The 22,709-nt window shown below is 48.7% G+C and carries 22 protein-coding genes; 8 read left to right on the top strand and 14 right to left on the bottom strand.

What is annotated here, in order from left to right; translation table 11 throughout:
* Positions 1 to 465 carry a hypothetical protein gene (locus KJS94_RS14010; protein WP_214448104.1) on the bottom strand — a complete coding sequence of 155 codons (465 nt, stop codon included), beginning with the start codon at positions 463 to 465 and terminating at the stop codon, positions 1 to 3.
* A 147-nt stretch (positions 466 to 612) separates the two neighbouring features.
* On the opposite strand from KJS94_RS14010, the gene KJS94_RS14005 reads away from it, so the two are divergent.
* Positions 613 to 945 (top strand): DUF3127 domain-containing protein, encoded by a 333-nt coding sequence (locus KJS94_RS14005; protein WP_214448103.1) that lies wholly within the window; start codon positions 613 to 615, stop codon positions 943 to 945.
* A 60-nt stretch (positions 946 to 1,005) separates the two neighbouring features.
* Here KJS94_RS14005 and KJS94_RS14000 read toward each other — a convergent pair whose 3' ends face one another.
* The 5 genes from KJS94_RS14000 to msrB form a co-directional block, all read right to left on the bottom strand.
* Positions 1,006 to 1,338, bottom strand: a complete 333-nt coding sequence (locus KJS94_RS14000) for a hypothetical protein (RefSeq protein WP_214448102.1) — start codon at positions 1,336 to 1,338, stop codon at positions 1,006 to 1,008.
* Between the two features lie 30 nt (positions 1,339 to 1,368).
* Positions 1,369 to 2,127 carry an SDR family oxidoreductase gene (locus KJS94_RS13995; protein WP_214448101.1) on the bottom strand — a complete coding sequence of 253 codons (759 nt, stop codon included), beginning with the start codon at positions 2,125 to 2,127 and terminating at the stop codon, positions 1,369 to 1,371.
* Positions 2,128 to 2,207: 80 nt separating this feature from the next.
* Entirely contained in the window at positions 2,208 to 5,015 is a 2,808-nt protein-coding gene (locus KJS94_RS13990; RefSeq protein WP_239804176.1) for an FAD-binding and (Fe-S)-binding domain-containing protein, read from the bottom strand.
* Positions 5,016 to 5,094: 79 nt separating this feature from the next.
* On the bottom strand, positions 5,095 to 6,984 hold the full coding sequence (locus KJS94_RS13985) for a S9 family peptidase (RefSeq protein WP_214448099.1): 1,890 nt from the start codon (positions 6,982 to 6,984) through the stop codon (positions 5,095 to 5,097).
* A gap of 58 nt (positions 6,985 to 7,042) precedes the next feature.
* Positions 7,043 to 7,615, bottom strand: a complete 573-nt coding sequence (gene msrB, locus KJS94_RS13980; protein ID WP_214448098.1) for a peptide-methionine (R)-S-oxide reductase MsrB — start codon at positions 7,613 to 7,615, stop codon at positions 7,043 to 7,045.
* 172 nt (positions 7,616 to 7,787) lie between these two features.
* On the opposite strand from msrB, the gene KJS94_RS13975 reads away from it, so the two are divergent.
* From KJS94_RS13975 to KJS94_RS13965, 3 genes are all read left to right on the top strand, one after another.
* Positions 7,788 to 8,369, top strand: coding sequence for an adenylate kinase (locus KJS94_RS13975; protein ID WP_214448097.1), 582 nt, complete (start codon positions 7,788 to 7,790; stop codon positions 8,367 to 8,369).
* Positions 8,370 to 8,435: 66 nt separating this feature from the next.
* Positions 8,436 to 8,900: a DUF1569 domain-containing protein gene (locus KJS94_RS13970; protein ID WP_214448096.1), complete on the top strand. Its 465-nt coding sequence runs from the start codon at positions 8,436 to 8,438 to the stop codon at positions 8,898 to 8,900.
* Between the two features lie 184 nt (positions 8,901 to 9,084).
* Positions 9,085 to 9,711: a hypothetical protein gene (locus KJS94_RS13965; RefSeq protein ID WP_214448095.1), complete on the top strand. Its 627-nt coding sequence runs from the start codon at positions 9,085 to 9,087 to the stop codon at positions 9,709 to 9,711.
* A 72-nt stretch (positions 9,712 to 9,783) separates the two neighbouring features.
* On the opposite strand, the gene KJS94_RS13960 is transcribed toward KJS94_RS13965, so the two are convergent.
* Entirely contained in the window at positions 9,784 to 10,248 is a 465-nt protein-coding gene (locus tag KJS94_RS13960; RefSeq protein ID WP_214448094.1) for a hypothetical protein, read from the bottom strand.
* Positions 10,249 to 10,376: 128 nt separating this feature from the next.
* Here KJS94_RS13960 and paaZ point away from each other — a divergent pair, with 128 nt between their 5' ends.
* Positions 10,377 to 12,422, top strand: a complete 2,046-nt coding sequence (paaZ, locus tag KJS94_RS13955; protein WP_214448093.1) for a phenylacetic acid degradation bifunctional protein PaaZ — start codon at positions 10,377 to 10,379, stop codon at positions 12,420 to 12,422.
* 217 nt (positions 12,423 to 12,639) lie between these two features.
* Entirely contained in the window at positions 12,640 to 13,425 is a 786-nt protein-coding gene (locus KJS94_RS13950; RefSeq protein WP_214448092.1) for an enoyl-CoA hydratase/isomerase family protein, read from the top strand.
* 8 nt (positions 13,426 to 13,433) lie between these two features.
* Here the strand turns inward: KJS94_RS13950 and KJS94_RS13945 are convergent, their stop codons facing one another.
* The 5 genes from KJS94_RS13945 to KJS94_RS13925 all read right to left on the bottom strand — a co-directional run bounded on the left by KJS94_RS13945 (position 13,434) and on the right by KJS94_RS13925 (position 18,381).
* Positions 13,434 to 13,766, bottom strand: a complete 333-nt coding sequence (locus tag KJS94_RS13945) for a hypothetical protein (RefSeq protein WP_214448091.1) — start codon at positions 13,764 to 13,766, stop codon at positions 13,434 to 13,436.
* A gap of 14 nt (positions 13,767 to 13,780) precedes the next feature.
* On the bottom strand, positions 13,781 to 14,575 hold the full coding sequence (locus KJS94_RS13940) for a TIGR02757 family protein (RefSeq protein ID WP_214448090.1): 795 nt from the start codon (positions 14,573 to 14,575) through the stop codon (positions 13,781 to 13,783).
* A gap of 108 nt (positions 14,576 to 14,683) precedes the next feature.
* The gene (locus KJS94_RS13935; RefSeq protein ID WP_214448089.1) at positions 14,684 to 15,823 is read right to left on the bottom strand and encodes a cystathionine gamma-synthase; all 1,140 of its coding nucleotides are present in this window, start codon (positions 15,821 to 15,823) and stop codon (positions 14,684 to 14,686) included.
* Positions 15,824 to 15,873: 50 nt separating this feature from the next.
* The gene (gene asnB / locus KJS94_RS13930; protein ID WP_214448088.1) at positions 15,874 to 17,745 is read right to left on the bottom strand and encodes an asparagine synthase (glutamine-hydrolyzing); all 1,872 of its coding nucleotides are present in this window, start codon (positions 17,743 to 17,745) and stop codon (positions 15,874 to 15,876) included.
* A 75-nt stretch (positions 17,746 to 17,820) separates the two neighbouring features.
* Positions 17,821 to 18,381, bottom strand: a complete 561-nt coding sequence (locus tag KJS94_RS13925; RefSeq protein WP_214448087.1) for a DUF2911 domain-containing protein — start codon at positions 18,379 to 18,381, stop codon at positions 17,821 to 17,823.
* Positions 18,382 to 18,505: 124 nt separating this feature from the next.
* Between KJS94_RS13925 and KJS94_RS13920 the strand changes: the two genes are divergently transcribed.
* Complete coding sequence (locus KJS94_RS13920) at positions 18,506 to 19,801, top strand: acetyl-CoA hydrolase/transferase family protein (protein WP_214448086.1); 1,296 nt, start codon at positions 18,506 to 18,508, stop codon at positions 19,799 to 19,801.
* Here KJS94_RS13920 and KJS94_RS13915 read toward each other — a convergent pair.
* Together KJS94_RS13915 and KJS94_RS13910 are read right to left on the bottom strand one after the other, a co-directional pair.
* Positions 19,779 to 20,384, bottom strand: coding sequence for an acyl carrier protein phosphodiesterase (locus KJS94_RS13915; protein ID WP_214448085.1), 606 nt, complete (start codon positions 20,382 to 20,384; stop codon positions 19,779 to 19,781). The genes KJS94_RS13920 and KJS94_RS13915 overlap by 23 nt on opposite strands.
* A 17-nt stretch (positions 20,385 to 20,401) precedes the next feature.
* Positions 20,402 to 21,841: an alpha/beta hydrolase family protein gene (locus KJS94_RS13910; protein ID WP_214448084.1), complete on the bottom strand. Its 1,440-nt coding sequence runs from the start codon at positions 21,839 to 21,841 to the stop codon at positions 20,402 to 20,404.
* Between the two features lie 382 nt (positions 21,842 to 22,223).
* Between KJS94_RS13910 and KJS94_RS13905 the strand changes: the two genes are divergently transcribed.
* A complete protein-coding gene (locus KJS94_RS13905; RefSeq protein ID WP_214448083.1) occupies positions 22,224 to 22,670 on the top strand; it encodes a hypothetical protein in 447 nt (148 codons plus the stop codon).
* Positions 22,671 to 22,709 lie beyond the last annotated feature (39 nt).

Genomic DNA, 22,709 nt, shown 5'->3' with positions numbered 1-22,709 from the left:
TTACTTTTTGTTGGTGACGATCAGGAAGATGCTCAATAATGAAAGGAAGAAGCTGATCAATGATAAACCAAAGCTCCACCAATAGGTAACGATGCGGTAACGGGTGAATTTAAGCCGGGCCTCACGTAACTCCTCCCTCATTTGCAGTTCATGGGCACTATGATTGGAGCCATGATGGCTATGTTCATGGTGTTCCTTTTGCTTTCTTTCGCCGCCCTTCAGGAATTCCATATAACCACCATGCGACATCCAGTAACGGCCATAATTGGTGATCTGCACTTGTGTCCGCTGGGCATCATTAAAATGCAGCAGTTTTTCCTCCACCAGTTCATCCACCAATGATTTGGTGGAGCGGAAAGCCTCAGAATCCTGACCCCATTTTTCAAGGGCAAGGTCATATACCGGCAAGGGACTATTGGCATAGGCAGCTTGCAACAACTCTTCCAGCAGTAGTTCTCGGTTCATTTGGCAATGGTTGTTATTAAGGTACGACTATTCGGTCGTTTTCGGTTCATAGGGCCCGGAACTTATGTAAGCCCGGGTTTTATCACCCCATTCTTAAAATTCATTTCCCGGAAGGACCTTTTTACGTTTATTTGCGCAAAAAGCGACATGGAATTAACTGGCAAACTCGTTCAGCTGTTACCGGTTCAGACAGGGCAGGGCAAGAACGGAACATGGAAAAAACAGGAATTCATCATTGAATATGGCGATAGCTATCCAAAGAAAGTCTGTATAGAAATATGGGGCGATAAGATCGATATGAACCAGTTCAGGCCTGGCGAAAACATCCAGGTTTCATTCGATGTGGAAAGCAGGGAATACAATGGTCGCTGGTATACCGGCGTGAAAGCCTGGAAGGTTGTGGGTCAGGGTGCCGGCAGTGCTGCGCCTCCACCGCCAGGTCCGATTGATTCCTTCCCCGATGAAGATCTCCCCTTCTGATAAGGAAAGAAAGAGGAATGGTCTGCGCCATTCCTCTTTTAGTTTAATCCTCCCCAGGATCTAAATTTTTACGGTACTGGTGATCTGGTCAGGAAGGTCCTTATTCCTTTGCTCAAGGAGTATGGCCTGGTCTTCAACATGCTTTAAGGCTTCCTGTGCAGAAGCCAGGTAATCATTTGTGCGGGAATGGGTGAATAAACTATCACCATAGATCGTCAACCTTATCTCACAGATCTTGTCCTCAGCAAGGTCGGTTGCTGAATCCTCCCTAAGGATCACTTCTATCCTGGATATGGTCTTATGCCTTTGCGACAATTTTATCATTGACTGCTTCAGGTGCTGGACAACATGGTCCTGGACTCCTTCATGCGGGGTATGCAACTCTATGGTCATGGCAAACTATTTAAGCTTTACTTGAAATACCTACATCAAAAATCCTCCATCTACCGGTAAGGCTACACCGGTAACAAAACTGGCCGCATCCGAACAGAGCCAGCAAACGGATTCCGCTATTTCTTTGGGTTCGCCCATCCTGCCAATGGGCTCCATCGCTACATAAGCAGCTAACTTTTCCGGATCGCCACCGGTGGCCCTTTCGATCATTGGCGTATGAATCACTCCCGGACAAACCGCGTTAATGCGGATCGCTTTCTTTGCATTTTCAATAGCGGCAGACTTGGTCAATCCAATTACGCCATGTTTACTGGCCGTATAGGCGGGAAGGTTAGCAAAGCCTTTTAAGCCAGCTACAGAAGAACAGTTCACGATCACACCGGATCCCTGCTTATGCATCTGGATCAACTCGTGCTTCATGCAGAGAAATACCCCTTTGAGGTTGATGGCAATGGTGGTATCAAAATTGCGCTCGGTACACTGGTCGGTAGAGGCCATTTCCCCTTCAATACCGGCATTATTATAGGCAAAATCCAGCCGGCCATAAGTTTCAACGATCAGGCGAATCAGTTGCACAACCTGTTCTTCTGAGGATACATCACATTTGACGAACCTGCCTTTAGCGCCAGCCTCCTGTACCTGTCTGAGGGTTTGCTGCTGGGGGTCTTCTACCTTGTCAGCAATGACCACCGTTGCACCTCGACTGGCAAAAGCGATGGCTGTTGCCTGTCCGATACCATAGCTGCCACCGGTAACCAATACCACTTTGCCCTGGAAATCCTTGTTCATAACAATCGTTTACAGGATAAAGCTAATGTAGTCCCATACCAGGGAAATTGATATTAATCAGGAGGCGGACTGATACTGGTTCAGATCACGTCATCCAACAAGAAAAGCAAGTGTTCATATGGTTTGCCAGACGCATGTTCCAATGCCATTTCACAAGTCAGGCCGGTACTGTAACAAGACCCTGCCCCTTTCGGGAGCTCAGCTACCTCTTCCTTCGTAGCGCCATTGGTCAGCTCAGGGAACAGGAAGCCCCTGTCACCCGCCATCCCGCAACATCCCGCGTGAACGGGAACCACTACCTGATCGGCGCAGGCCGCTGCAACTTTCTGCAAGGATGACCCCAGCAGCAATTTGCTGGTGGAACAGGTCGGATGCAGCACTACTTCTTTTCGCTTGTCCTTTACTGTTATTCTGGGAACGATCTCTTTTTCAAGGTACTGGATAATATCCATCCACCTGAGCCTTGAAAACTTCTCCTTGTATTCAGCAGAAAAATAGTCTGCATTGTGCAGCAGGGTATAGGTACAGGAGGTAAAATCACATACCACCGGCAACCTGCCGTTATCGGTCCAGCGCAACAAAGCATCAATGGTCTTCTCTTCCATCATGCCTGCCGCTTTCTTGAAACCCTTGCTGCTGAAAGGCTGGCCACAGCAATGGCCCTGGATATCACGGGGCAATAACACCTCCATGCCGGCAGCGCGGCTCACCCTGATGAAGCTTTCCTGCAACGAACGCCCGTTGCGGTTACCCATCACCCTGTGAATGCAGGCGGTAAAATAAACGACCTGGGGGTGGGAGGGTTCACTGACCAGTTGTTTGGGGGCAGCACCTATCTCATCCCACCATTGGGGTACTGCCGCATCCTTTGGAAGCACCCGCTTGACCATGCCCGTCATCTTTCCCATGAAGGATGGCCCAAACACCTTGTTCAATCCCACGCCCGCCCTTACGAGTCCACGGGTCATCGTTTCGGTGAGGGAGAAGTTCCTTGACAGGAAGTTGGCAACGCCATTGGAAAAGCTTCCATGCTGTTCCCTTCGCAGCCTTTTGACCAGTTCCCCAGTGTTGATGGATACCGGGCAGTCTGATTGACAAAGGCCATCGGTAGCACAGGTATCCAGGCCTGCATACTGGTATTCTTTCAACAACTGGCGATGATCCTTTTCATTTCCCTGCCTACGGAAAAGTTGCAGTTGCCGCCTTACCTGGATGCGCTGTCGGGGTGTAAGTGTAACGTCCTTACTTGGACAATGGTGCTCACAAAAGCCACATTCAATGCACTTATCCACTTCCGCCTCTACCGAAGGCATTTGTTTGAGGTTTTGGATATGGGCTTCTGCAGACTGGTTGATGATCACTCCGGGGTTCAGGAGATGCCCGGGGTCAACACAGGCTTTCAGTTCCTTCATGATGGCATAAGCCTCCCCACCCCATTCCGCTTCCACGAATGGCGCCATATTACGGCCGGTACCATGCTCGGCTTTCAAGGCGCCGTCATATTTTTTCAATACCAGTTCAACCAGGGCGCGGATGAACCTATCATAACGGTCTATCTCCTTTTGTTCTTCCAGCAACTGGGTCACCACAAAATGCAGATTCCCATCCTTGGCATGGCCAAAAATGATGGCATTATCGTAGCCAAAGTCCCTGAACAACTGCTGCAGGTCAATGACCGCATCGGCAAGCTGTTCAACCGGGAAGGCAATATCCTCGAGGATCACTGTTGTTCCACTGGCCCTTACCGCACCTACACTGGGGAACATCCCCTTCCTGATCTTCCAGTAGAACTCCCGGGTATAGGGATCACGGGTAAAATCTGCAGCGTGCAGTAATGGCAATTCTTGTAACAAAGGTTGAACGGCAGCAAGCTGTTTTTCCAACTCTTCCGGACTGGAGGCCTGGTATTCACACAGGATACCCGCAGCAGATTCCGGCAATTCACGGAAAAAGGCAGGCAAGCCCTTTAGGTTCTCCACCGACCTCAGGGAGGCCCTGTCCATTAATTCCAACACTGCCGCACCGCTATCCTTTAGTGGGGTAATGGCAGCACAGGCACTCCGGATGGTATCGAAATACAAAATGGCAGTGGCATTGTGAACCGGGTTGGGAATGGTATGCAGCACCGCTTCCGCAATAAAGCCCAATGTGCCTTCAGCCCCAATGAGGAGGTGGGCAAAAATATCGAGGGGGTGGAGGTAATCTACAAGCGCATTAAGGCTATAGCCTACCGTATTCTTAGTGCGGTACTTTTTCCTGATCCTTTCTTCCAGTAAGGGATTGGCGGCGATCCTTTCCCTTAACCCGACCAGCTTATCATGCAGGACCTTCTCTTCCTTCTCAAATCGCGCATAGTCGTCGGTGTTAGCCGTATCGAAACAATTCCCATCCGGCAGCACAAACCTTAGGGAAGCCAGGGTATGGTAAGAGTTATAGGCCACCCCGCAACACATTCCAGATGCGTTATTGGAAAGTATCCCACCCATCATGGCCGCGTTGATGGATGAGGGATCCGGGCCGATCTTGGTTTGCCATGACTTCAGGTAGGTATTCACCATGGCGCCTGTCACCCCTGGTTCCACCCTCACTTTCCTTCCCTGTTCCAGAGGCTCCACCTTCCGCCAATGCTTGCTCAGGTCAACCAGGATGCCATCGGTAATACTCTGGCCCGACAAGCTGGTGCCCCCTGCCCGGAAGCAGAGTGGGATCTGCTGCTCCCTGGAGATCCTGAACAATTCCCTGACCTCGTCCACCCCAACCGGCTGCACAACAGCCTTGGGTATCAGGTGGTAGAAGCCTGCATCATTGGCATAGGCGATCCTGTCTACTAAACTGGTCTTTACCCTTTCCTGCGGTAAGATCCGGGCTAAATAATCTTCTGGTTTCATCTGCATTGCTTGTCGTTCCCAAAAATACAAGAGCCCCGCCAAATAGCGGGGCCTCTTAATTATTTGTGATGACCGATCCTCACTTATTCCCTTTCAGGTATTTATCCAGGAAGGCCAGGGTTACCTCAGCAGCCTTGATCTGGTTGGCCCTTTTCACAAACCCATGGCCCTCATCAGGAAATAATACATATTCCACCGGAACCCCATTCTTCTTCGCGCCCGCTACTATCTCATCGCTTTCCACCTGCAGCACCCTGGGATCATTTGAACCCTGCAACACCAATAAAGGCGTCTTGATCTTTTCGGTATTGAACAGTGGTGAGATACTCTTCAGCCGAACACTGTCTTCCGTCGAAGGGTCCCCCATTTCATCATACAGGGCCTTGCGGAAAGTTTCCCAATAAGGAGGAATGCTCCTTAAGGTGCGGATCCAGTTCGTTACCCCATACAGGTTCACCCCAACAGCAAACTCCTGCGGGTACTGGATGATGCCGGCCAGGCACATGAAGCCGCCATAGCTTCCGCCATAGATGCCGATCTTATTGGCATCGATATAATCCTGGGAGTTCAGCCATTTCTTACCCCATACACAGTCCTTCAGGTCCTTATCCCCATGGTTCTGGTTATCCATTTTGTAGAAAGTCTTGCCATAACCACTGCTGCCACGGTTATTGACGGCAAGGATTGCATAGCCATGGTTCACGAAATACTGGATGGCCTGGGAGTACCCGGCACGGCTTTGACCACCCGGACCGCCATGCACCCATACCAATGCCGGCACTTTGTTTTGCTTGCTTGCCTGGTGGGGTTTGTAATAGATGGCGGGAATCTCTACGCCATCGAAAGACTTGAAGCGAACCACCTGGGCATCCACCAGGTCAGCCGGGTTGATTTCCGGATTCAGTGCCCTGGTCAACTGTTGCAACTTACCTGTTGCTGGTTCATAGTACCAGATATCATTAGGGCTCCTGTCGCCGCCAACATACAACAACATCTTGTTCTCACTGGGGGAGAAGCTGATATTCTGGATGGTTCCTTCATTCAGGGCTGGCAAACTGATCTCCTTGCCAGACTTATGGTCAAATACCATGACCTTATTCCTGCCATCCTCATTGAGGGTGATCACGTGGTACTTGCCATTCATGGTAATATAGAAACCTGCCACATCCCAGTTGGCTGAAAAGTATTTTGATCTTTTACCGGACGCCATATCGTATTTCACCAGGTAAGCGTATTCATTGCCTTCATTGGTGATATAATAGAAGGCTGAATTATCGATTTCAAATCCACCTGAGTAGTAATTAGCAATGCCCGTATCAGCAGAGAGTTTTACCTCCGTACCAGATTTAAGGTCGGCCAGGTAAAGTTCACTTTTATCCGTAGTGATGGGTTGGCTAAGTGCGAGGTATTGTTCGTTCGGACTGAGGTCACCGGGAGTAAGCGCTTTTTCATTCTTGTATAGAAGGACGGGCTGCCAATTGCTACGGTCCATCTTGTAAACATCAAACATCCTTGGGTCGCGGACATTAGAGGAATAATAGAAGGTAGTCCCCTCCCTGTTCCAACCATTGAAATCCGCTTTCTCCTTCTCCCCGGGCGTCAGGTCTTTTATTTTCCCGTCAGCGCTTTGGAGGTAAATATGGCTGTTCTCATTACCACCCTGGTCAGCGGTGTACAGGAAGTCGTTGGAACCGGGAAGATACCCCAGTGAAAAGAAGGACTCTTTTGCCGATTGGGTCAGGGGCTGGATTGCCTTGGTAGACAGGTCAATGGAGTACAGGTTAAAAATACCTGTACCATTATGGTTCAGGATGATCTTCTGCTCATCCTTGTGAAAACTTGCACCTCCATAGCTAACGGTCTTGTAGAACTGTTCTATGGTGTATTGCTTTACCTTGGACGCCGTTGATCGCTGCTGGGCCGTTCCGATTATCGGAATAAGGAGAAGGAGTAAGGGAGAAATGCGCATTTGACTGGTATTTAGTGATACTTAAAATACGCATAAAGTCTAATATGAGAAAAGGACCTTACTGGTCCTTTTTCTCCTGGTATTTCTTTTCTGTTTCTTTTGCTTTCTCAAAATCCAGTATTACCCCATTGATGCAATACCTCAATCCGGTTGGCGGGGGGCCGTCCTCAAACACATGGCCCAGGTGGGCCTTGCACCGGCCGCACATCACTTCTGTCCTGTTCATGCCATGGGAATGATCCGGGGCATAAATGATGCTTCCTTTGGTTATGGGCTGGTAAAAACTGGGCCAACCACAGCCACTGTCAAATTTGGTATCGCTTTTGAACAAAGGGTTACCGCAGGCGGCACAGTAATAGGTACCCACCTCCTTAAAATCTTCAAACTTGCTGGTCCAGGGACGTTCCGTTCCTTTCATCCTGGCAATATAATACACCTCTTCCGGAAGGATCTTCTTCCATTCCGCTTCACTCAGGTTTACCTTTTCATTGGCTGTCCGGGAATAGACCGGATTGGGTTTTGAACTATCCATTGTTGTGCTTTCTTTTTTGGGAGGATGCTGGGAGAAACTACAATGCTGCAGGCTCATGACCAGCAGCAGGAAAAACAGTTTATGGACGATTTTTCTCATGTTTAAATAACAACGCCATTGCTGCCTTGGTTGTGTTTACTTGTTATTGAATTACAAAAAGCAGGCCCGACCCATGTTGTTTTTCGATAATATCTAATTACTGAACCCAATTTATCGAGCATTTTTAACTCCCATGCATTAAATTTGACGTTCACAAGGTTAGCAAGCAATCATGTTCAATTTAATTTTATTTGGTCCTCCCGGTAGTGGGAAGGGCACTCAATCGGAGCGCCTCATTGCGCAATATGGCCTGAAACACCTGTCTACTGGTGACCTGCTACGCAGCGAAATTGCCCACCAAACCCAGTTGGGATTGGAAGCCAAAGCTTTTATGGACCGCGGTGAGCTGGTACCCGATGAAGTAGTTATTGGAATGATCCGCAGCGCGCTGGATGCCAATCCACAAGCCAAGGGCTTTCTCTTTGACGGCTTTCCGCGTACCCAGGCACAGAGTGAAGCACTGGATGCCTTGCTGGCCCAACGCAATGAAGCCATTAACGTGGTATTGGCACTCGAAGTAAGCGAGGAGGAACTGGTGAAGCGCTTGCTCAACAGGGGACTGACCAGTGGCAGGAGCGATGATACCAATGAAGAAGTAATCCGGGCAAGGATCGTGGAATACCACAAGAAGACTTCAGCAGTTGCCGATCATTATCGCAAGTTCGATAAAGTGGTTATGATCAAAGGGGAAGGCAGCATTGACGATATCTTCAATGCCCTATGTGCTGAGATCAACAAGCGCCAGGCAGCTTAACAAGAATAATGATTGTATACAACGATCCCGTATCTTCAGGTACGGGATTTTTATTGCCCTTTTCATATGGACCAGTCAAAATTGGATTTTCTGCAAAAGGATTTCATTGCCAAATTAAAAAGCCTGCAAGCCGATGCGGCAGGTAGTTGGGGCCGCATGAATGGCCAGCAGATGGTAGAGCACTTTATTGATGCGGTTGAATTGGCCTATGGAAAGATTCCTGCCAGGCTGCTCACTCCCCCTGAAAACCTCGGGAAGATGCAGGCCTTTGTCCTTAGCGATATACCCTTCAAGGAGAATACCAAAAACCCATTGATGGGGGAAACCCCTGCACCCCTGAAATACCCTGATATGGCCACCGCCGTCGCAAAACTGGAAGGGGCATTAAAGGAACTGGTCGCCACCTTTACCGCAGAACCAGGAAAAAAGGCCATGAACCCATTTTTCGGTGAATTGGATTTTGCAGGACAAGTCCATTTGCTTCACAAGCATGCCATTCATCACCTCACCCAATTCAAGCTTTATCCTTGATCGAGTCATCTGGAAAACTACCGTACCGCCTTGCTTTTCGTTGTTTAAACAAACAAAAAAAACTTCAGGAAACTTGCATCTAATGGTTTTCCATTATAATTTAGCTTTCTCCCTCCTTTAAAAACCGCGCCTTAAAGACAGTATCCACCACAACACATTTTTAACTGTCAAATTATTACCGATCATGAAAAGAGTATTACTATCTGTTGCCACCCTGGCAATTGGAGCCATCGTTTTCGTAGCCTGCCAAAAGCAAGTTAAGCCCAGTGAAACCGTAGATAACAACCAGGCCATTGTTACCCTGGATGCGGAAAGATCCTACATTATCCCCAGCCATCCTGATTGTAAGAGCCCTTATGAAGTTGTACTGGATGTGAACGGCAATGGAGATGGTACTTACACCTGGATCTGGAAATGGACCAATAATAATCCGGGCAACGGAAAGAATGGTACCGCCCAGGACCTGAGCCATTGGGGGCTTAAGCTGGAAGCTTGCGTAGATGATCCCAATAACGGCGCCAAGTTTGAACATATTGTAAGTGCAGCCTACAGCTATGATGGTGTGAATTGGACCGAGTTCACTCCCAGCTACAAGCCAGATCCAAGTATTGCGAACACCTGTGGCTTTACTACCCCCGATATCCTGAAGTTTGATGCAGGTACTAGTGGTAGCACACCTTCTTACTATAAGTTGGTTGTAAATAAGAAATTCTCTGTTAACCGCTTCTCCAAGGCTTATTATAAGTCTGGCCGCAATACCGGTTGCGGAGAAATTTGTATCCCCAGCTTCTGCTGTATCTGTGAGCACTAAAATTCCTCTTAAAACAGCATAATAAAAGGGCCGCCCTGAGTTGGGCGGCCCTTTTCAATTTATTCCTGAATCTTATTTCTTCATTACAGAGTCTGCGAACCTTAAACTTTCCAGTATTGAGTTCTTTACTTTTTCAACCTTCTCCTGTTCTACTTTGAGGTAGTTCAACCTGGACTCCAGGTCCTCCTTTGATGAGTCAGGATTAAACTCTTCCATCCAGGTATTCATACTATATTCAGCGTAATTGAGTGCTTCCTGCACATCCATCAATGCCTGCTGCTGTTGTTCAATTGCAGGTGTCAATTTCAGCTTGTTCAGGCTGTCGAGTGCCTGCTGTGCTCTCTTTTGAAGCCCTTTAAGCTGCCCCATCTTAGCCATCCCAATATCATGTCCATCCATCACCAACTGGAAAAGGCTGTCCTCGGGTGAAGAAGGCAATGCAGAGAACCCATCCTTCCTTTGTACCTTCTCTTCACCGCCGCCCTGGCAAGCAATCATGGCTATGGAGACCAGGGCAGAAAAGACCAGTTTTTTCATACAACTTGTTTTGGCAAGAGTACAAATTTGGTTGTAAGAATTCAAATTCCCGATTAAAATCTTCATTTCTGTTTACACATAAAATGGAGGCCATCCAGATTATATAAATTGCAGGACAAATGCTTGCTATGACCAAATTAGAAAATTATGTGGGTGGACGTTGGGTTACCGGCGACGGTGACGGACAAACCCTATTCAATGCCGTTACCGGGGACCCGATCGGCGCTGCCAGTACAAAAGGACTGGATTTTAAAGCCATGGCGGAATATGCCAGGAAGGTAGGCTCTCCCAACCTTAAGAAAATGACCTTCCAGGAAAGGGGCCTCATGCTCCGTGGCCTGGCCCTGCACCTGCGCAACCATCTCGAAAAATTTTACCAGGTCAGCTACCAATCCGGTGCCACAAAAGCCGATAGCTGGATCGATATCGAAGGAGGGATCGGCAATCTTTTCTCTTATGCCTCCCTGAGAAGAAAATTCCCGAATGAAACCTATTGCGTGGATGGCGAAAGCCATAACCTGGGCAAACAAAACAGTTTCATGGGCACCCACCTGCTGGTCCCCAAAGAAGGTGTGGCCATCCATATCAATGCCTTTAATTTCCCTGTCTGGGGCATGCTGGAGAAAGTTGCTGTTAACTGGCTGGCTGGCGTACCCGCCATTGTAAAGCCCGCAACAGTCACCTCCTATCTCACAGAAGCTGTAGTAAGGGAGATCATCGCATCAGGCATTCTTCCTGAAGGGGCATTGCAACTGATCTGTGGTAGCGCAGGCGACCTGCTTGACCATGTACAGTCGCAGGATGTGGTGACCTTTACCGGTTCTGCCTCAACCGGATTGATGCTAAAATCCCATCCTGCAATCCTTAGGGAGTCAGTGCCCTTTAATATGGAAGCAGATTCCCTGAACTGTATCATCCTGGGCGAAGATGTTGAGCCCGGCATGCCCGAATGGGATGTATTTGTGAAGGAAGTCCGTAAGGAAATGACCGTAAAGGCCGGCCAGAAATGTACGGCCATCCGCCGCATCTTTGTTCCGGACAATAAGGTGGAAGCTGTTTGGAAAGCTGTTGCCGCTGCCCTCCAGCAAACCACCATCGGCAATCCCCTGAATGAAAAAGTGAGGATGGGCTCTTTGGCAGGCAAGACCCAGCAACGCGAAGTGATGGAGCAGGTACAGAAATTACTGGCCAGCTCCCAGTTGGTATATGGGTCTCTTGATAGTGTTGAGTTGATTGATGCAGACCCAGAAAAAGGAGCCTTTATCAGCCCGCTTCTGCTGGTCAATGATAAACCCTTCAGCAGCCAGGCCGTGCATGAAGTGGAAGCCTTTGGACCCGTGAGTACCATCATGCCTTACAAACACCGTGATGAAACGGTTGAACTGGCGAGGATGGGGAAAGGCTCCCTGTGCAGCTCTATCGTAACCGCTGACCCTGCCATTGCCAGGGAATATGTACTGGGTGCAGGTGCCTGGCATGGCCGCATCCTGGTCCTGAACAACGAATGCGCCAGGGAATCTACCGGCCATGGTTCACCGCTCCCGCTATTGGTTCATGGCGGGCCAGGAAGGGCAGGTGGTGGAGAGGAAATGGGCGGTGTTAGGGGCGTGAAACATTATATGCAAAGGGTGGCGGTACAAGGTTCACCAACCATGCTAACCGCTGTTACTAATGTTTACCAGCCTTTTGCCAAAGGAAATGAAGATGTGGTGCATCCTTTCAGGAAACACTTTGATGAGATCAGGGTGGGCGACCAATTACTGACCGGTAAAAGAACCATCACCGAAGGCGATATCGTCAATTTCGCCAACCTCAGCTGGGATCATTTCTATGCCCACACCGACCATACTTCGCTGGAAGGCACCCTATTTGAAAAACCCGTTGCCCATGGCTATTTCATCCTTTCAGCAGCGGCCGGACTCTTTGTTGATGGCAGTGGTAAAGGACCGGTATTGCTGAACTATGGGCTCGATGAGTTAAGGTTTGTCAAACCTGTTTACGCGGGCAATACCATCCAGGTACGTTTTACCTGCAAGGAAAAAATTGAGCAGGAAAAGAAAACGGAGGAAGATATTCCCAAGGGCATTGTGAAGTGGTACGTGGAAGTGCTGGACCAGACCGGCGAACATGTAGCCATCGGCACCATCCTGACCATGGTGAAAAAAAAGGACTAACACAACTTTCATCCGGAACTAGTCGTTAATATTTTAAAAGCAGGTCGCATTATCCGGGGATACACAACAGTAGAATGAATCGCCTTCTTTCTGGCTATTGTGTATCCCCTGTTTTAACCTTAAATAAGCAATTTGGCTTTGATAAAATAGTCCTCCGGGGTTAACTTTATTGAAGCCCATCCAACAGGAATTTCTTTCACTTCCCAAATCCTTTTTTATGATACATGAAGTAAAAGGCGGTTATGTAAAATCCGAAACGCACAAAGGCATCACTTCAATAGAATTCTTCCATCCACAGAGCAATTCAATGCCCGGCAAACTGTTGCAGGAATTGGCTAACGAGATCACCAATGCCGGTAACGACCCGGATACCAGGGTGATCATCCTTCGTTCCACTGGTGAGAAGGTGTTCTGTTCCGGCGCCTCCTTCGATGAACTCAGTAATATCCGTACTGCACAGGAAGGATTGGCCTTCTTCAGTGGATTTGCCCAGGTGATCAATGCCATGCGCAAGGCACCCAAACTAATCATCGGTCGTATCCACGGTAAATGCGTGGGTGGCGGCGTTGGACTTGCCGCTTCAGTTGATTATGCCATTGCTGTTGAAGGAGCTGATGTTAAATTAAGTGAGCTGGCCGTTGGTATCGGGCCATTTGTTGTAGGACCTGCCGTGGAAAGGAAGATCGGCACATCTGCCTTCTCACAGATCGCTATTGATGCCACCATGTGGCGCAACAGCGATTGGGCAAGGAGAAAAGGGCTCTATGCTGAACTGCATCCCAATCTCGACAGTATGGAAGAATCGATCAACAGGCTGGCCAACACCCTGGCCGCTTCATCACCCGAAGCCATGCTGGAAATGAAAAAGGTTTTCTGGAAAGGAACTGAGAACTGGGACCAGTTGCTGGCTGAAAGGGCTGCCATCAGTGGCCGCCTGATCTTAAGCGATTATTCAAAGAATGCAATTGAGAAATTCAAGTCCAAAGTGGTAAGCTCGTCCTAAATCTCCACTCACCATTTCTCTTCATCATCATCCATGGCCAGGTCCCTGAAAGCCTTCCTGGTGTTGGCTTTCTGGATCTGCCTTTCAATGATGAGGTCTGCCATGATCATGGCAGCGTCTTCGCCCACCTTTTCCCTGAGCAGGTATTTTAGTTTGGGTTCACTCACATCAACCCTATAGAGGATACTGATCAACTGGTTAAAATCCTTACTGATCAGTTCATTGAGTTTTGCGGCAAGCTGTGTCCGCAACTCCTCGAAGGAAATTTGCTCGGGCAAAGCCAGGGATAGGCTGTCGTTGATCCCCTTGATGATGGATGGATCTGGGGTATTGGCTTCCATGGGGGAAAGGTACATCAGTATTTTTCAACAACACCCAGGCCGAAAAGGGCAAAATCGTATTTCACCGGATCAGCAGGATCCATCTTACGCAAATAGGCAGTAAGCTCAAGGGCAGCCTGCCAATCCACCTGGTTGCGGTCCAGCAAACCAAATCGCCTTGCCACCCGCGCTACATGCACATCAATCGGGCAGATCAACTGGGAAGGGCTGATCGTATTCCAGATGCCAAAATCAACCCCGGACCTATCCTGGCGTACCATCCACCTTAGGTACATATTCAGGCGTTTGCAGGTCGACTGCCGCATGGGTGCAGCAATATGCTTACGGGTTCGGGAGGGCACATCCTCCCCGGTAAAGAAATAAGTATAGAAGCCATTCAATGCCTGGGTGATATCTTCTGCTCCACTATCCATCCATTGACTAAAAGCGGTTTCCAGGCTATCAAACCTTGAATAATGCCGGTTCAGGAAATCGATGAAGTACAAGAGGTCAGTGGCATTGAAGGTCCTGTGCTTGAAATCCAGCAGGTCCCTGAGGTCTTTATCGGTGTGGTGAAGTACAAAATCATGCGGACTGTCGTGCATCCGCTTCATCAGTTCATTGCTCTTGTTGATGATGGTGGTACGGTTGCCCCAGGCAAAAATGGAAGCAAACAATCCGGCTATCTCAATGTCCGCTTTTTTGGTAAAGCGATGGGGAACACAGATGGGGTCATCCGGAATAAATTCAGGCTTGTCGTACTCCTCCACCTTCCGGTTAAGGAACTCTATCAGTTTTAATGCTTCCTTCTTCGAGCTGCTAACTGCCATGCAGGGCAAAATTAGGGCAAACCCTTCACCTGCATGGACAGTTGACAGCTTCATTATCGTGCCTGCAAAAGAGGATTCATATCAATTCTAATGGGATCAGTTTTCAGCTTAACCGATCGCCTGGTTCAGGTCCTCGATCAGGTCATCCGCATCTTCAACACCAACGCTCAGCCTGATCAGCGAATCGGTCAGGCCATTCTTCAAGCGTTCTTCCCTAGGTATGGAAGCATGCGTCATAGAGGCCGGGTGATTGATGAGGGATTCTACGCCACCAAGGCTTTCTGCCAGGGAAAAGAGTTTGGTTGATGACAATACCCTCTTTGCTGCCTCTACGCTATCATCCTTCAAAACAAAACTCATCATGCCACCGAAGCCACGCATCTGCTTGCTGGCCACTGCATAACCCGGATGGTCTTCGAAGCCACACCAGTAAACCTTTCCTACTTTGGGATGGTTACGCAACCACCTGGCGACCTTCTCCCCATTCTCGCAATGCCTTTGCATACGCAGGTGCAGGGTTTTTATACCTCGCAGTACCAGGAAGCAATCCATTGGGCCGGGAACGGCACCGCAACTTTTCTGGATAAAGTACAGCTGCTCCCTTAAAGCAGGGTCATTCATGATCAAGGCACCCTGGATCACATCACTGTGGCCACCCAGGTATTTGGTGGCAGAGTGCATCACGATATCCGCACCAAAATCAAGTGGATTCTGTAAATAGGGAGAGGCAAATGTGTTGTCAACGCAAAGCAATGCACCAGCCTTCTTTGCAATGGCTGATACTGCAGCGATGTCTGTGATATTCATCAGGGGATTGGTTGGGGTTTCCAGCCAGATCAACCTTGTCTTCTCCGTAATGGCAGCACTAACATTTTCGGGGTTAGTGGTATCAACATAATGAAAACGGATGCCAAACTTTTCGAACACCCTGGTGAACAAACGGTAGGTGCCCCCATACATATCGCTGGCGGCGATCACCTCATCACCGGGCTGCAATAACTTGATCACCGCATCAGTGGCGGCAACACCACTGCTGAAGGCCAGGCCGAACTTTCCATTCTCGATCTGGGCGAAGGCTTCTTCCAGCGCCTTCCTGGTTGGATTCTGGGAACGCGCATATTCATACCCTTTATGTTGGCCAGGTGATTCCTGTACATAGGTTGAGGTCTGGTAGATAGGAGTCATGATCGCACCAGTACTGGGATCTGGTTCCATTCCTGCATGAATGATCTTAGTCGCAAGCTTCATATATTCAATTGTATGATCAATAAAAGAAAAGCAAATTTGCGCATTATTTTCTAATGCAGGAGGGTAGCCCAGACAATGCTCCTCCAATCAGCATTCCGGGCATCGTGGGCAGGGGTTGCTACTATATCTTTTTGCATTACACCGGGAAGGAATATCCCTTCCCTTACTAACCTGCCCCTGGAGTCCATCACCAGGTCCTTCATTCCCGGTGAGGCCATCCAATCTTCCTGTGGCGGCTCAAAGCCGATCTTCCCCTTCTGCCATAAGATACTTTCCGGCAATAAGCCTTCCGCAGCCCGGCGCAATATCATCTTCCCAAAGCCCCTGTTGATCTTGAGGGTGGAGGGAAGGGTAAAGGCAAACTGCACCAGGAAATGGTTCAGGTAGGGCAGCCTTACCTCCCGACCATGGTACATACTATTGCGGTCAGCATAGCGCAATAATTCCTGCAGGGAACCATTCATGGTATCATGGTAAAGGATGTCGTTCAACCCAAGGACCACAGGCTTATAGAACTTAAGCCCCTTCCGGGTCTCCTGTGCAAAATCAGGATGGACCCAACCAGTCCCCATGGTTTGCAGGGCTTGCCTTTTCTCCAATTGTCGTTGGGCTGCAAATGGGAAAAGGGAGGCCAGTTGATTGGCAATGCCCCAATTAAAATTGAATCCATTGGCTTGAAGCGCCTTGCGCTCTGACCGGCAGTTCCTGAATTGCAAGCGACGCCAGGTTTCTTGCAGATACCAATGGAAATACCTTGGATAGCCACCAAAAACCTCATCCGCCCCCTGGCCATCCAAAAGCACCTTCACCCCTTCGGCCTTAGCCTTCTCATATACTTTGTGCTGGATCCAGGCACTGGCAGAACCAATAGGCTGTTCATGATGCCTGATCAGGGTTTGCAGGTCATGGCCAAGGTCTGGTGCATCTGCCGTTACCAGGTAAGACTCCAGGCCCAAGTGGTTGCAAACCTGGTTAATAGCCGCCGATTCATCCCGTTCAAATCCCGGGAATACAGCTGAAAAGGCTTTCAGGCCATGGCCATCCTTACTAAATCCTGATACCAATGCCGCAATGGTACTACTATCAATGCCGCCGCTCAGGGAAATACCCAATGGCACATCGCTTCTCAAACGGTGCTGCACGGAAACAGCCAAAAGCTGCCTGATATGACCAAGGGCTTCTGTTTCACTGATCCCTTCACCGGTAAGTTTATCAAGGTCCCAATACCGGATGATCTCAACATTCACCGCTCCCGCATGCAGGTTTACCTTAGCGTAGCAGGAGGGTGGAAGCTGCCATATTCCCAGGTAGCCGGAGCGTTCCGGTTCCAGCGGCATAAAGCTTTGGCCGGTGGTGAAGAACAACAGCAATAAGGATGGGTCAGGATCCCTCTTGATACCTGCTGCCCACAGCGCCTTCATTTCTGATGCAAAGAAGAATCGTTCCTCTTTATCCCAGCAATAGAATAGGGGTTTCTCCCCAAACCGATCCCGGGCCAGGAAAAGGCTTTTGCCTTGCACATCATAAATGGCCATGGCGAACATGCCATCAAAGTGTTGGAGGCATTTTTCCTTATAATGATCATAGGCAGCCAGGATCACTTCTGTATCCGATTGGGTCCTGAACCGGTAGCCAATACCGGACAACCGTTCCTTTAATTCAATGTAATTGTATAACTCCCCATTATAGGTAATGGAATAGCGGTCGAGGTATTGCATGGGTTGGGCGGCAGCGCTGCTGGTATCAATGATGGCGAGCCTCCGGTGCCCAAGCCAACAATTGCCTGAAGGGTCTTGCCAATGGCCTTCGCCATCTGGCCCCCGGTGCGCCAATGCATCCGTCATGAGCTCAAGGCAACGTTCATCCCTAACCGAATGCTCGGGTGAGGGGAAAGGTTGAAGGATGCCTGCTATACCGCACATACTGTAAAGATGGGATAAAGCGGGCATAAAAAAAGCAGGCTCATCGCCTGCTTATAGTACTGTACCAGTTACTTATTAAAAATAGATAGGCAGTTTAACCATGGAATCATCCCAGCCAATTACCAGGTTCACATTTCCATTGCTTTTCTCAAAAAACATGCTGAAGGCTTCCAATGGCTCCGATAGCTTACTCACGGGAACTTCGGTACGAAGGATATCCTTCTTTACATCGTATTTGAAAGCGCCCCAGGTATCGGTATCACGGTTCAGGATGATGGTCCATTTACCGGGAGTTGGGATGGCATAAATGGTATAACGGCCTTTCTTGATCTTGGTATTTCCAATCCTCGCATCCTTGAAAAAGTCGATCTCTGTTGCTTCGTTGGCGCCCAGCCTCCATACAGAACCAAACTCCACCAGTTCGCCGAATACAACACGGCCACCTTTTTGGGGACGGCTGTAAAGCACCCTGGCCAATAGGGGTTCAGTTGCCTTGTCCTGTATCTTCAGGATGGGGAAGTTGGCTGGGTAATAGCTCACATCCATTCCCGATTTATCAACTGTGGGAAATTTGCTCTGGGCCGATGCAGACTGGAAAAGGAAAACAGAAAAAGCCAGTAACAACAAGTTTCTCATATGATAGATAAAATGATTAAGGTGCAAAATTAAGTAAGCAGGGCTAACGGTTGTCAATTGTTTACATGAGTAGCCTCAACATTAGTACAAATGGCTTGTTTGTAGTTTTGCTAAAAATTTGCCCATGCGCCCTCCTATTGAATATGTTTCCCCTGCTGAAGCTTTGTCCGTTATCCAATCCGGCAACCGGGTGTTCATTCACGGAAGTGCCCAAACGCCCTCATTCATGATGCAACACCTTGCCTTGCAGAAGGACCGCCTCCGTAATGTGGAACTGGTGAACATCAGTGTATACGGGGATATGGTCGTAGACAAGCCAGAATACCAGGGACATTTCCATATCAATTCCCTGTTTGTCTCGGCATCCATCAGGGATGCTGTTAAAGAGGGCCGGGCCGATTATGTACCCGTTTTCCTGAGCGAGATCCCCGAATTGTTCAAGCAGGGCATCCTTCCCCTGGATGTGGCCATCGTGCAGGTGTCGGTACCAGACAGGCATGGCTACTGTTCCCTGGGTGTATCGGTTGATATTGCCCGGTCTGCGGTGAATACAGCAAAGATTGTGATCGCACAGGTTAACCCCAATGTGCCCCGGACCCATGGCGACGGCATGATCCATGTAAACAGGTTCCATGCCATGGTCTATTGTGAGGATCCCCTGCATGAAGCTGTTTTTGGTGGAAGCGTGAGCCCGGAAGAGGCCAGGATAGGCCAGTACATTGCAGAACTGATCGAGGACAGGAGTACGCTCCAGATGGGCATCGGGGCCATTCCTGATGCAGTGTTGAAATGCCTGGGCAACCATAAGGACCTTGGTGTGCATACCGAAATGTGCAGTGATGGCATCATTGATCTTTTTGAACGCGACATTATCAACAACAAATACAAGAAGATACACCCCAATAAAACGGTAACCGGTTTTGCATTGGGTACGAAAAGGCTTTACGATTATGTGAATGATAACCCGGCCTTTGCCTTCCTTGATATCGACTATGTGAACGAGACCAGTGTGATCAGGAGGAATCCCAAGATGGTCGCTATCAACAGTGCAGTCGAGATCGACCTTACCGGGCAGGTCTGCGCTGACTCCATCGGCACCTTTCAGTTCTCAGGGATTGGCGGCCAGATGGATTTCATGCGGGGTGCCGCACTCAGCGAAGGGGGCAAACCCATTATTGCCCTGCCTTCCAGGACCGCGAAAGGTATCGCACGCATCGTTCCTTTCCTGAAACAGGGAGCAGGGGTGGTTACTACCAGGGGGCATGTGCATTATGTGGTCACTGAATATGGGGTAGCCTACCTCTACGGGAAGAACCTTCGCCAAAGGGCAAAGGCCTTGATCGATATTGCGCATCCCGATGACCGGGAAATGCTGGAAAGGGCTTGTCATGAAAGATTCAAGGTTTTCCCCGGGCAATGATCTTTTCGCGGTAATAATTACTGACAAACAACATCAGCTCGGGGAAGAAATGCTGGTAACAGCCTTCCAGGAAGTTGTAATGTTGCTCAAATACCTGGAAGGCCGGCTGGCTCTCTTCCAGGTATTTTGCCCTTCTCACCAATCCTTCCATACTTCTTTCAATACCCCATTTGTGTTGGTAATTCAACAACCAATCCTGGCTTTTCATAAAAGGGAACATGCCGGCAAACCTTTCCGGAAATAAAGACTGGAAAGGCTCCAGTGTCTTATACACCCACTGGCTGAATTGCCCAAGCGACTGCGTTGAAAATGCAATAGGGTCAGTAGCGAGGAAATGATCATACACCACATCCACGAATGCGGAGGCATATAGGCCTACCACTGGCTTGAAGATTTGCCTGGCCCTTACATTAACCGGATGTTCATCGGTGAAAGTATCAATTGCCCTGTGCAACATTATCCCATCCTGGATCCCGGCGGGATAACTGAACCTGGCCTTACCCTTTACATAATCACTGATCATGTTACCCAGCAACAGCTCGGGTTGCCTGAAAGAAAGGTATGCATGTGCCAGGTAGTTCATTACCGGTAAGATAAATATTATTGCTTAACGGGTGGCACCTTTTCCAACAGCCATTCCCTGATGACATCCAGGGCTGCGGGGGAAATGGTTTCCGTGAGCTGGCCATACTCGTTCAGGCTGCAACTTTTACAGGTTTGGAACAAATGGTTCAACCCCGGCAGGTAACGGATCGTAAAGTCTTTGTTGCGGGCTTTCCCCAACCCCTTGCGAATTCCTTCCAGGTTAGAAGCGGCGAGTACCTGTATATCCCTTTCCCCATTCAGGGCCAGCACCTTTGTCTTTACCCTGGCCAGCCAGGGCTGCGGATCGAAGGAAATAAAATACCTGTACCAGGGAGTATAGAGGGAATTGACCATGGTATTCACATAGCCCTTTGCGGTGCTATCATTTCTCACGCCTGTTGCAGCCATAACAATATTGGGATGGGTAGTGGCGCGCCATTCTTTTAAAGCATTTGCCATCAATGAAACCGCACTGTCCTTCGTCGGTGCCTTTACCAATGCGGGTACTGCATCGCGGAAAAATCGTCCATAAGTTGTGGCTGCATTGGAATCCAATCCTGCCGACCTTAAAACTGCAATATTCTGTTCCGCCATGAGCTGTACTACAGGGACTCCCGGGGCTGCCAGCAGGATGAGAAATGCAAGGTCCTTCCTTTCAGCTGCAACCATCGGGGCGATCATACCGCCCTCACTATGGCCAAGAAGACCGATTCTTTTGGTATCCACTTGCGGGAGTTGTTGCAGGTAATACAGGTGTTCCTTTACATCGGCAGCGAAGTCGGCTGAAGTAGCCATATTGAAGTCACCGGTGGAAACGCCCACTCCCCTGTCATCAGCCCTCAGTACCAGGTAACCGTTTCGGGTAAGCATATCCGATAGTACGGCAAACATCCTGTGACCAAGAATATTCTCATCACGATCCTGCGCACCGGAACCTGTTATCAGTATGATGGATGGAAATGGCCCCTTACCATTGGGTATGGTGATGGTTGCCCCATAGGTCAATTTCCCATCCCTGCTTTTGTATACCACACTATCAGCGCGATAAGGAAATGGAGGCTGGGGTGTTTGGGGCCTGGCTGGTCCCTGCACCGCTTCTCCCCTTGCCATGCGGCGAAAACTCACGGGTACAGGGCCACCCTGGTAAAGACTCGCACTGATGGTTGAATCGTTTACCATCCTTCCTGCAATACGACCATTTATCGAGGGTATGTTGATCCTGATGCTATCGCCTGAAACAATAACACCTTCTGTTTTAATCCCATTCACTTGCTGGTCAGGACTGTCAAGCGTTGCCGAATACTGGCCATCACCGGCTGGTTCTATATGGAGCACGATACGCAAACCCGGACCCACATTGAGTTTCCCCATCCAACTGCCAATAAAGGAAGATTTAACCTGGGCGTTTACAATGCAGGAAAAGAACAATGACAAGGTGAGGAAAATAGAACGCATAGATTCGGTTTTCTTATCAGGAACGTACCACTAAAGTAGTATAAACAGCGAAGCGGTATATGGAGCTACTACTTATTTTGTAAAGGCAAAAGCCAATGAATGGTCACAAAATAGTCAAATGTTAATTCCACTTCTCTAATTTAACCATGGCTTAACCGCACTTTATTGTTTATTTAACACTTTTTCTCAAATGCAGTGCAGTGGCTGCTTTCAACGGATAATCGAGAAGCTGTAAAAGCTATAATTCTCCTGTACTTCACTATTCCTTAATGTTTGTTGCCACCAGTCACTATTTACTTGACGTGCACCTGTAACCATTCTACTTTTACATCGTCATACTTATCAAACGCACATTAATCATTAAACCTATCAATTTTAAGCTATGAAAAAGATTATCGTATTGGCAGCCGCTGCAGTGATCAGCCTGTCCAGTTTCGCAAACGTTGACCCAATAAGGGGAGTAGTTCTCCAGGCCTTCCGCGCTGATTTTGGCAACGCCAAGAATGTAGAATGGAAATCCATTGAAGACACTGACCTGTTCCAGGCAACATTCAATTATGAAAACAGCCAGCTCAGCGCCTTTTATAATGCAGAAGGAGAACTGGTGGCCACCGCTCGTTATGTTTCCCAGGACAACCTTCCCATCATGGTTACCAAAAAGATCAGGGAAAGCTATCCTGAGCACGTGATCAAGAATGTAATTGAGCATATTGCGAACAATACAACTACTTATCATGTAACCCTGGCAAGCCCTAAGAGCTCAATGATGGTAACCGCTACACCATCAGGCCAATTAAGCGTATTCAAAAAAATTAAAAATAAGCTGTAACCTTTTTACAGGCACAGCGTCCTATTCTAAACAAACAAA

Source organism: Flavihumibacter rivuli (genome assembly GCF_018595685.2).
Classification (GTDB): domain Bacteria; phylum Bacteroidota; class Bacteroidia; order Chitinophagales; family Chitinophagaceae; genus Flavihumibacter; species Flavihumibacter rivuli.
This window is presented reverse-complemented; position numbering and strand designations above follow the sequence as displayed.

What these genes read in the sequence shown, in the direction of transcription:
- paaZ (WP_214448093.1), top strand. Translation starts at nt 10,377, where the DNA reads ATGACCAAATTAGAAAATTATGTGGGTGGACGTTGGGTTACCGGCGAC.
- KJS94_RS13950 (WP_214448092.1), top strand. Translation starts at nt 12,640, where the DNA reads ATGATACATGAAGTAAAAGGCGGTTATGTAAAATCCGAAACGCACAAA.
- KJS94_RS13970 (WP_214448096.1), top strand. Translation starts at nt 8,436, where the DNA reads ATGGACCAGTCAAAATTGGATTTTCTGCAAAAGGATTTCATTGCCAAA.
- KJS94_RS13925 (WP_214448087.1), bottom strand. Translation starts at nt 18,381, where the DNA reads ATGAGAAACTTGTTGTTACTGGCTTTTTCTGTTTTCCTTTTCCAGTCT.
- KJS94_RS13965 (WP_214448095.1), top strand. Translation starts at nt 9,085, where the DNA reads ATGAAAAGAGTATTACTATCTGTTGCCACCCTGGCAATTGGAGCCATC.
- msrB (WP_214448098.1), bottom strand. Translation starts at nt 7,615, where the DNA reads ATGAGAAAAATCGTCCATAAACTGTTTTTCCTGCTGCTGGTCATGAGC.
- KJS94_RS13910 (WP_214448084.1), bottom strand. Translation starts at nt 21,841, where the DNA reads ATGCGTTCTATTTTCCTCACCTTGTCATTGTTCTTTTCCTGCATTGTA.
- KJS94_RS13915 (WP_214448085.1), bottom strand. Translation starts at nt 20,384, where the DNA reads ATGAACTACCTGGCACATGCATACCTTTCTTTCAGGCAACCCGAGCTG.
- KJS94_RS13985 (WP_214448099.1), bottom strand. Translation starts at nt 6,984, where the DNA reads ATGCGCATTTCTCCCTTACTCCTTCTCCTTATTCCGATAATCGGAACG.
- asnB (WP_214448088.1), bottom strand. Translation starts at nt 17,745, where the DNA reads ATGTGCGGTATAGCAGGCATCCTTCAACCTTTCCCCTCACCCGAGCAT.
- KJS94_RS14010 (WP_214448104.1), bottom strand. Translation starts at nt 465, where the DNA reads ATGAACCGAGAACTACTGCTGGAAGAGTTGTTGCAAGCTGCCTATGCC.
- KJS94_RS13990 (WP_239804176.1), bottom strand. Translation starts at nt 5,015, where the DNA reads ATGAAACCAGAAGATTATTTAGCCCGGATCTTACCGCAGGAAAGGGTA.
- KJS94_RS13920 (WP_214448086.1), top strand. Translation starts at nt 18,506, where the DNA reads ATGCGCCCTCCTATTGAATATGTTTCCCCTGCTGAAGCTTTGTCCGTT.
- KJS94_RS13975 (WP_214448097.1), top strand. Translation starts at nt 7,788, where the DNA reads ATGTTCAATTTAATTTTATTTGGTCCTCCCGGTAGTGGGAAGGGCACT.
- KJS94_RS13960 (WP_214448094.1), bottom strand. Translation starts at nt 10,248, where the DNA reads ATGAAAAAACTGGTCTTTTCTGCCCTGGTCTCCATAGCCATGATTGCT.
- KJS94_RS14000 (WP_214448102.1), bottom strand. Translation starts at nt 1,338, where the DNA reads ATGACCATAGAGTTGCATACCCCGCATGAAGGAGTCCAGGACCATGTT.
- KJS94_RS13945 (WP_214448091.1), bottom strand. Translation starts at nt 13,766, where the DNA reads ATGGAAGCCAATACCCCAGATCCATCCATCATCAAGGGGATCAACGAC.
- KJS94_RS13935 (WP_214448089.1), bottom strand. Translation starts at nt 15,823, where the DNA reads ATGAAGCTTGCGACTAAGATCATTCATGCAGGAATGGAACCAGATCCC.
- KJS94_RS13940 (WP_214448090.1), bottom strand. Translation starts at nt 14,575, where the DNA reads ATGGCAGTTAGCAGCTCGAAGAAGGAAGCATTAAAACTGATAGAGTTC.
- KJS94_RS14005 (WP_214448103.1), top strand. Translation starts at nt 613, where the DNA reads ATGGAATTAACTGGCAAACTCGTTCAGCTGTTACCGGTTCAGACAGGG.
- KJS94_RS13905 (WP_214448083.1), top strand. Translation starts at nt 22,224, where the DNA reads ATGAAAAAGATTATCGTATTGGCAGCCGCTGCAGTGATCAGCCTGTCC.
- KJS94_RS13995 (WP_214448101.1), bottom strand. Translation starts at nt 2,127, where the DNA reads ATGAACAAGGATTTCCAGGGCAAAGTGGTATTGGTTACCGGTGGCAGC.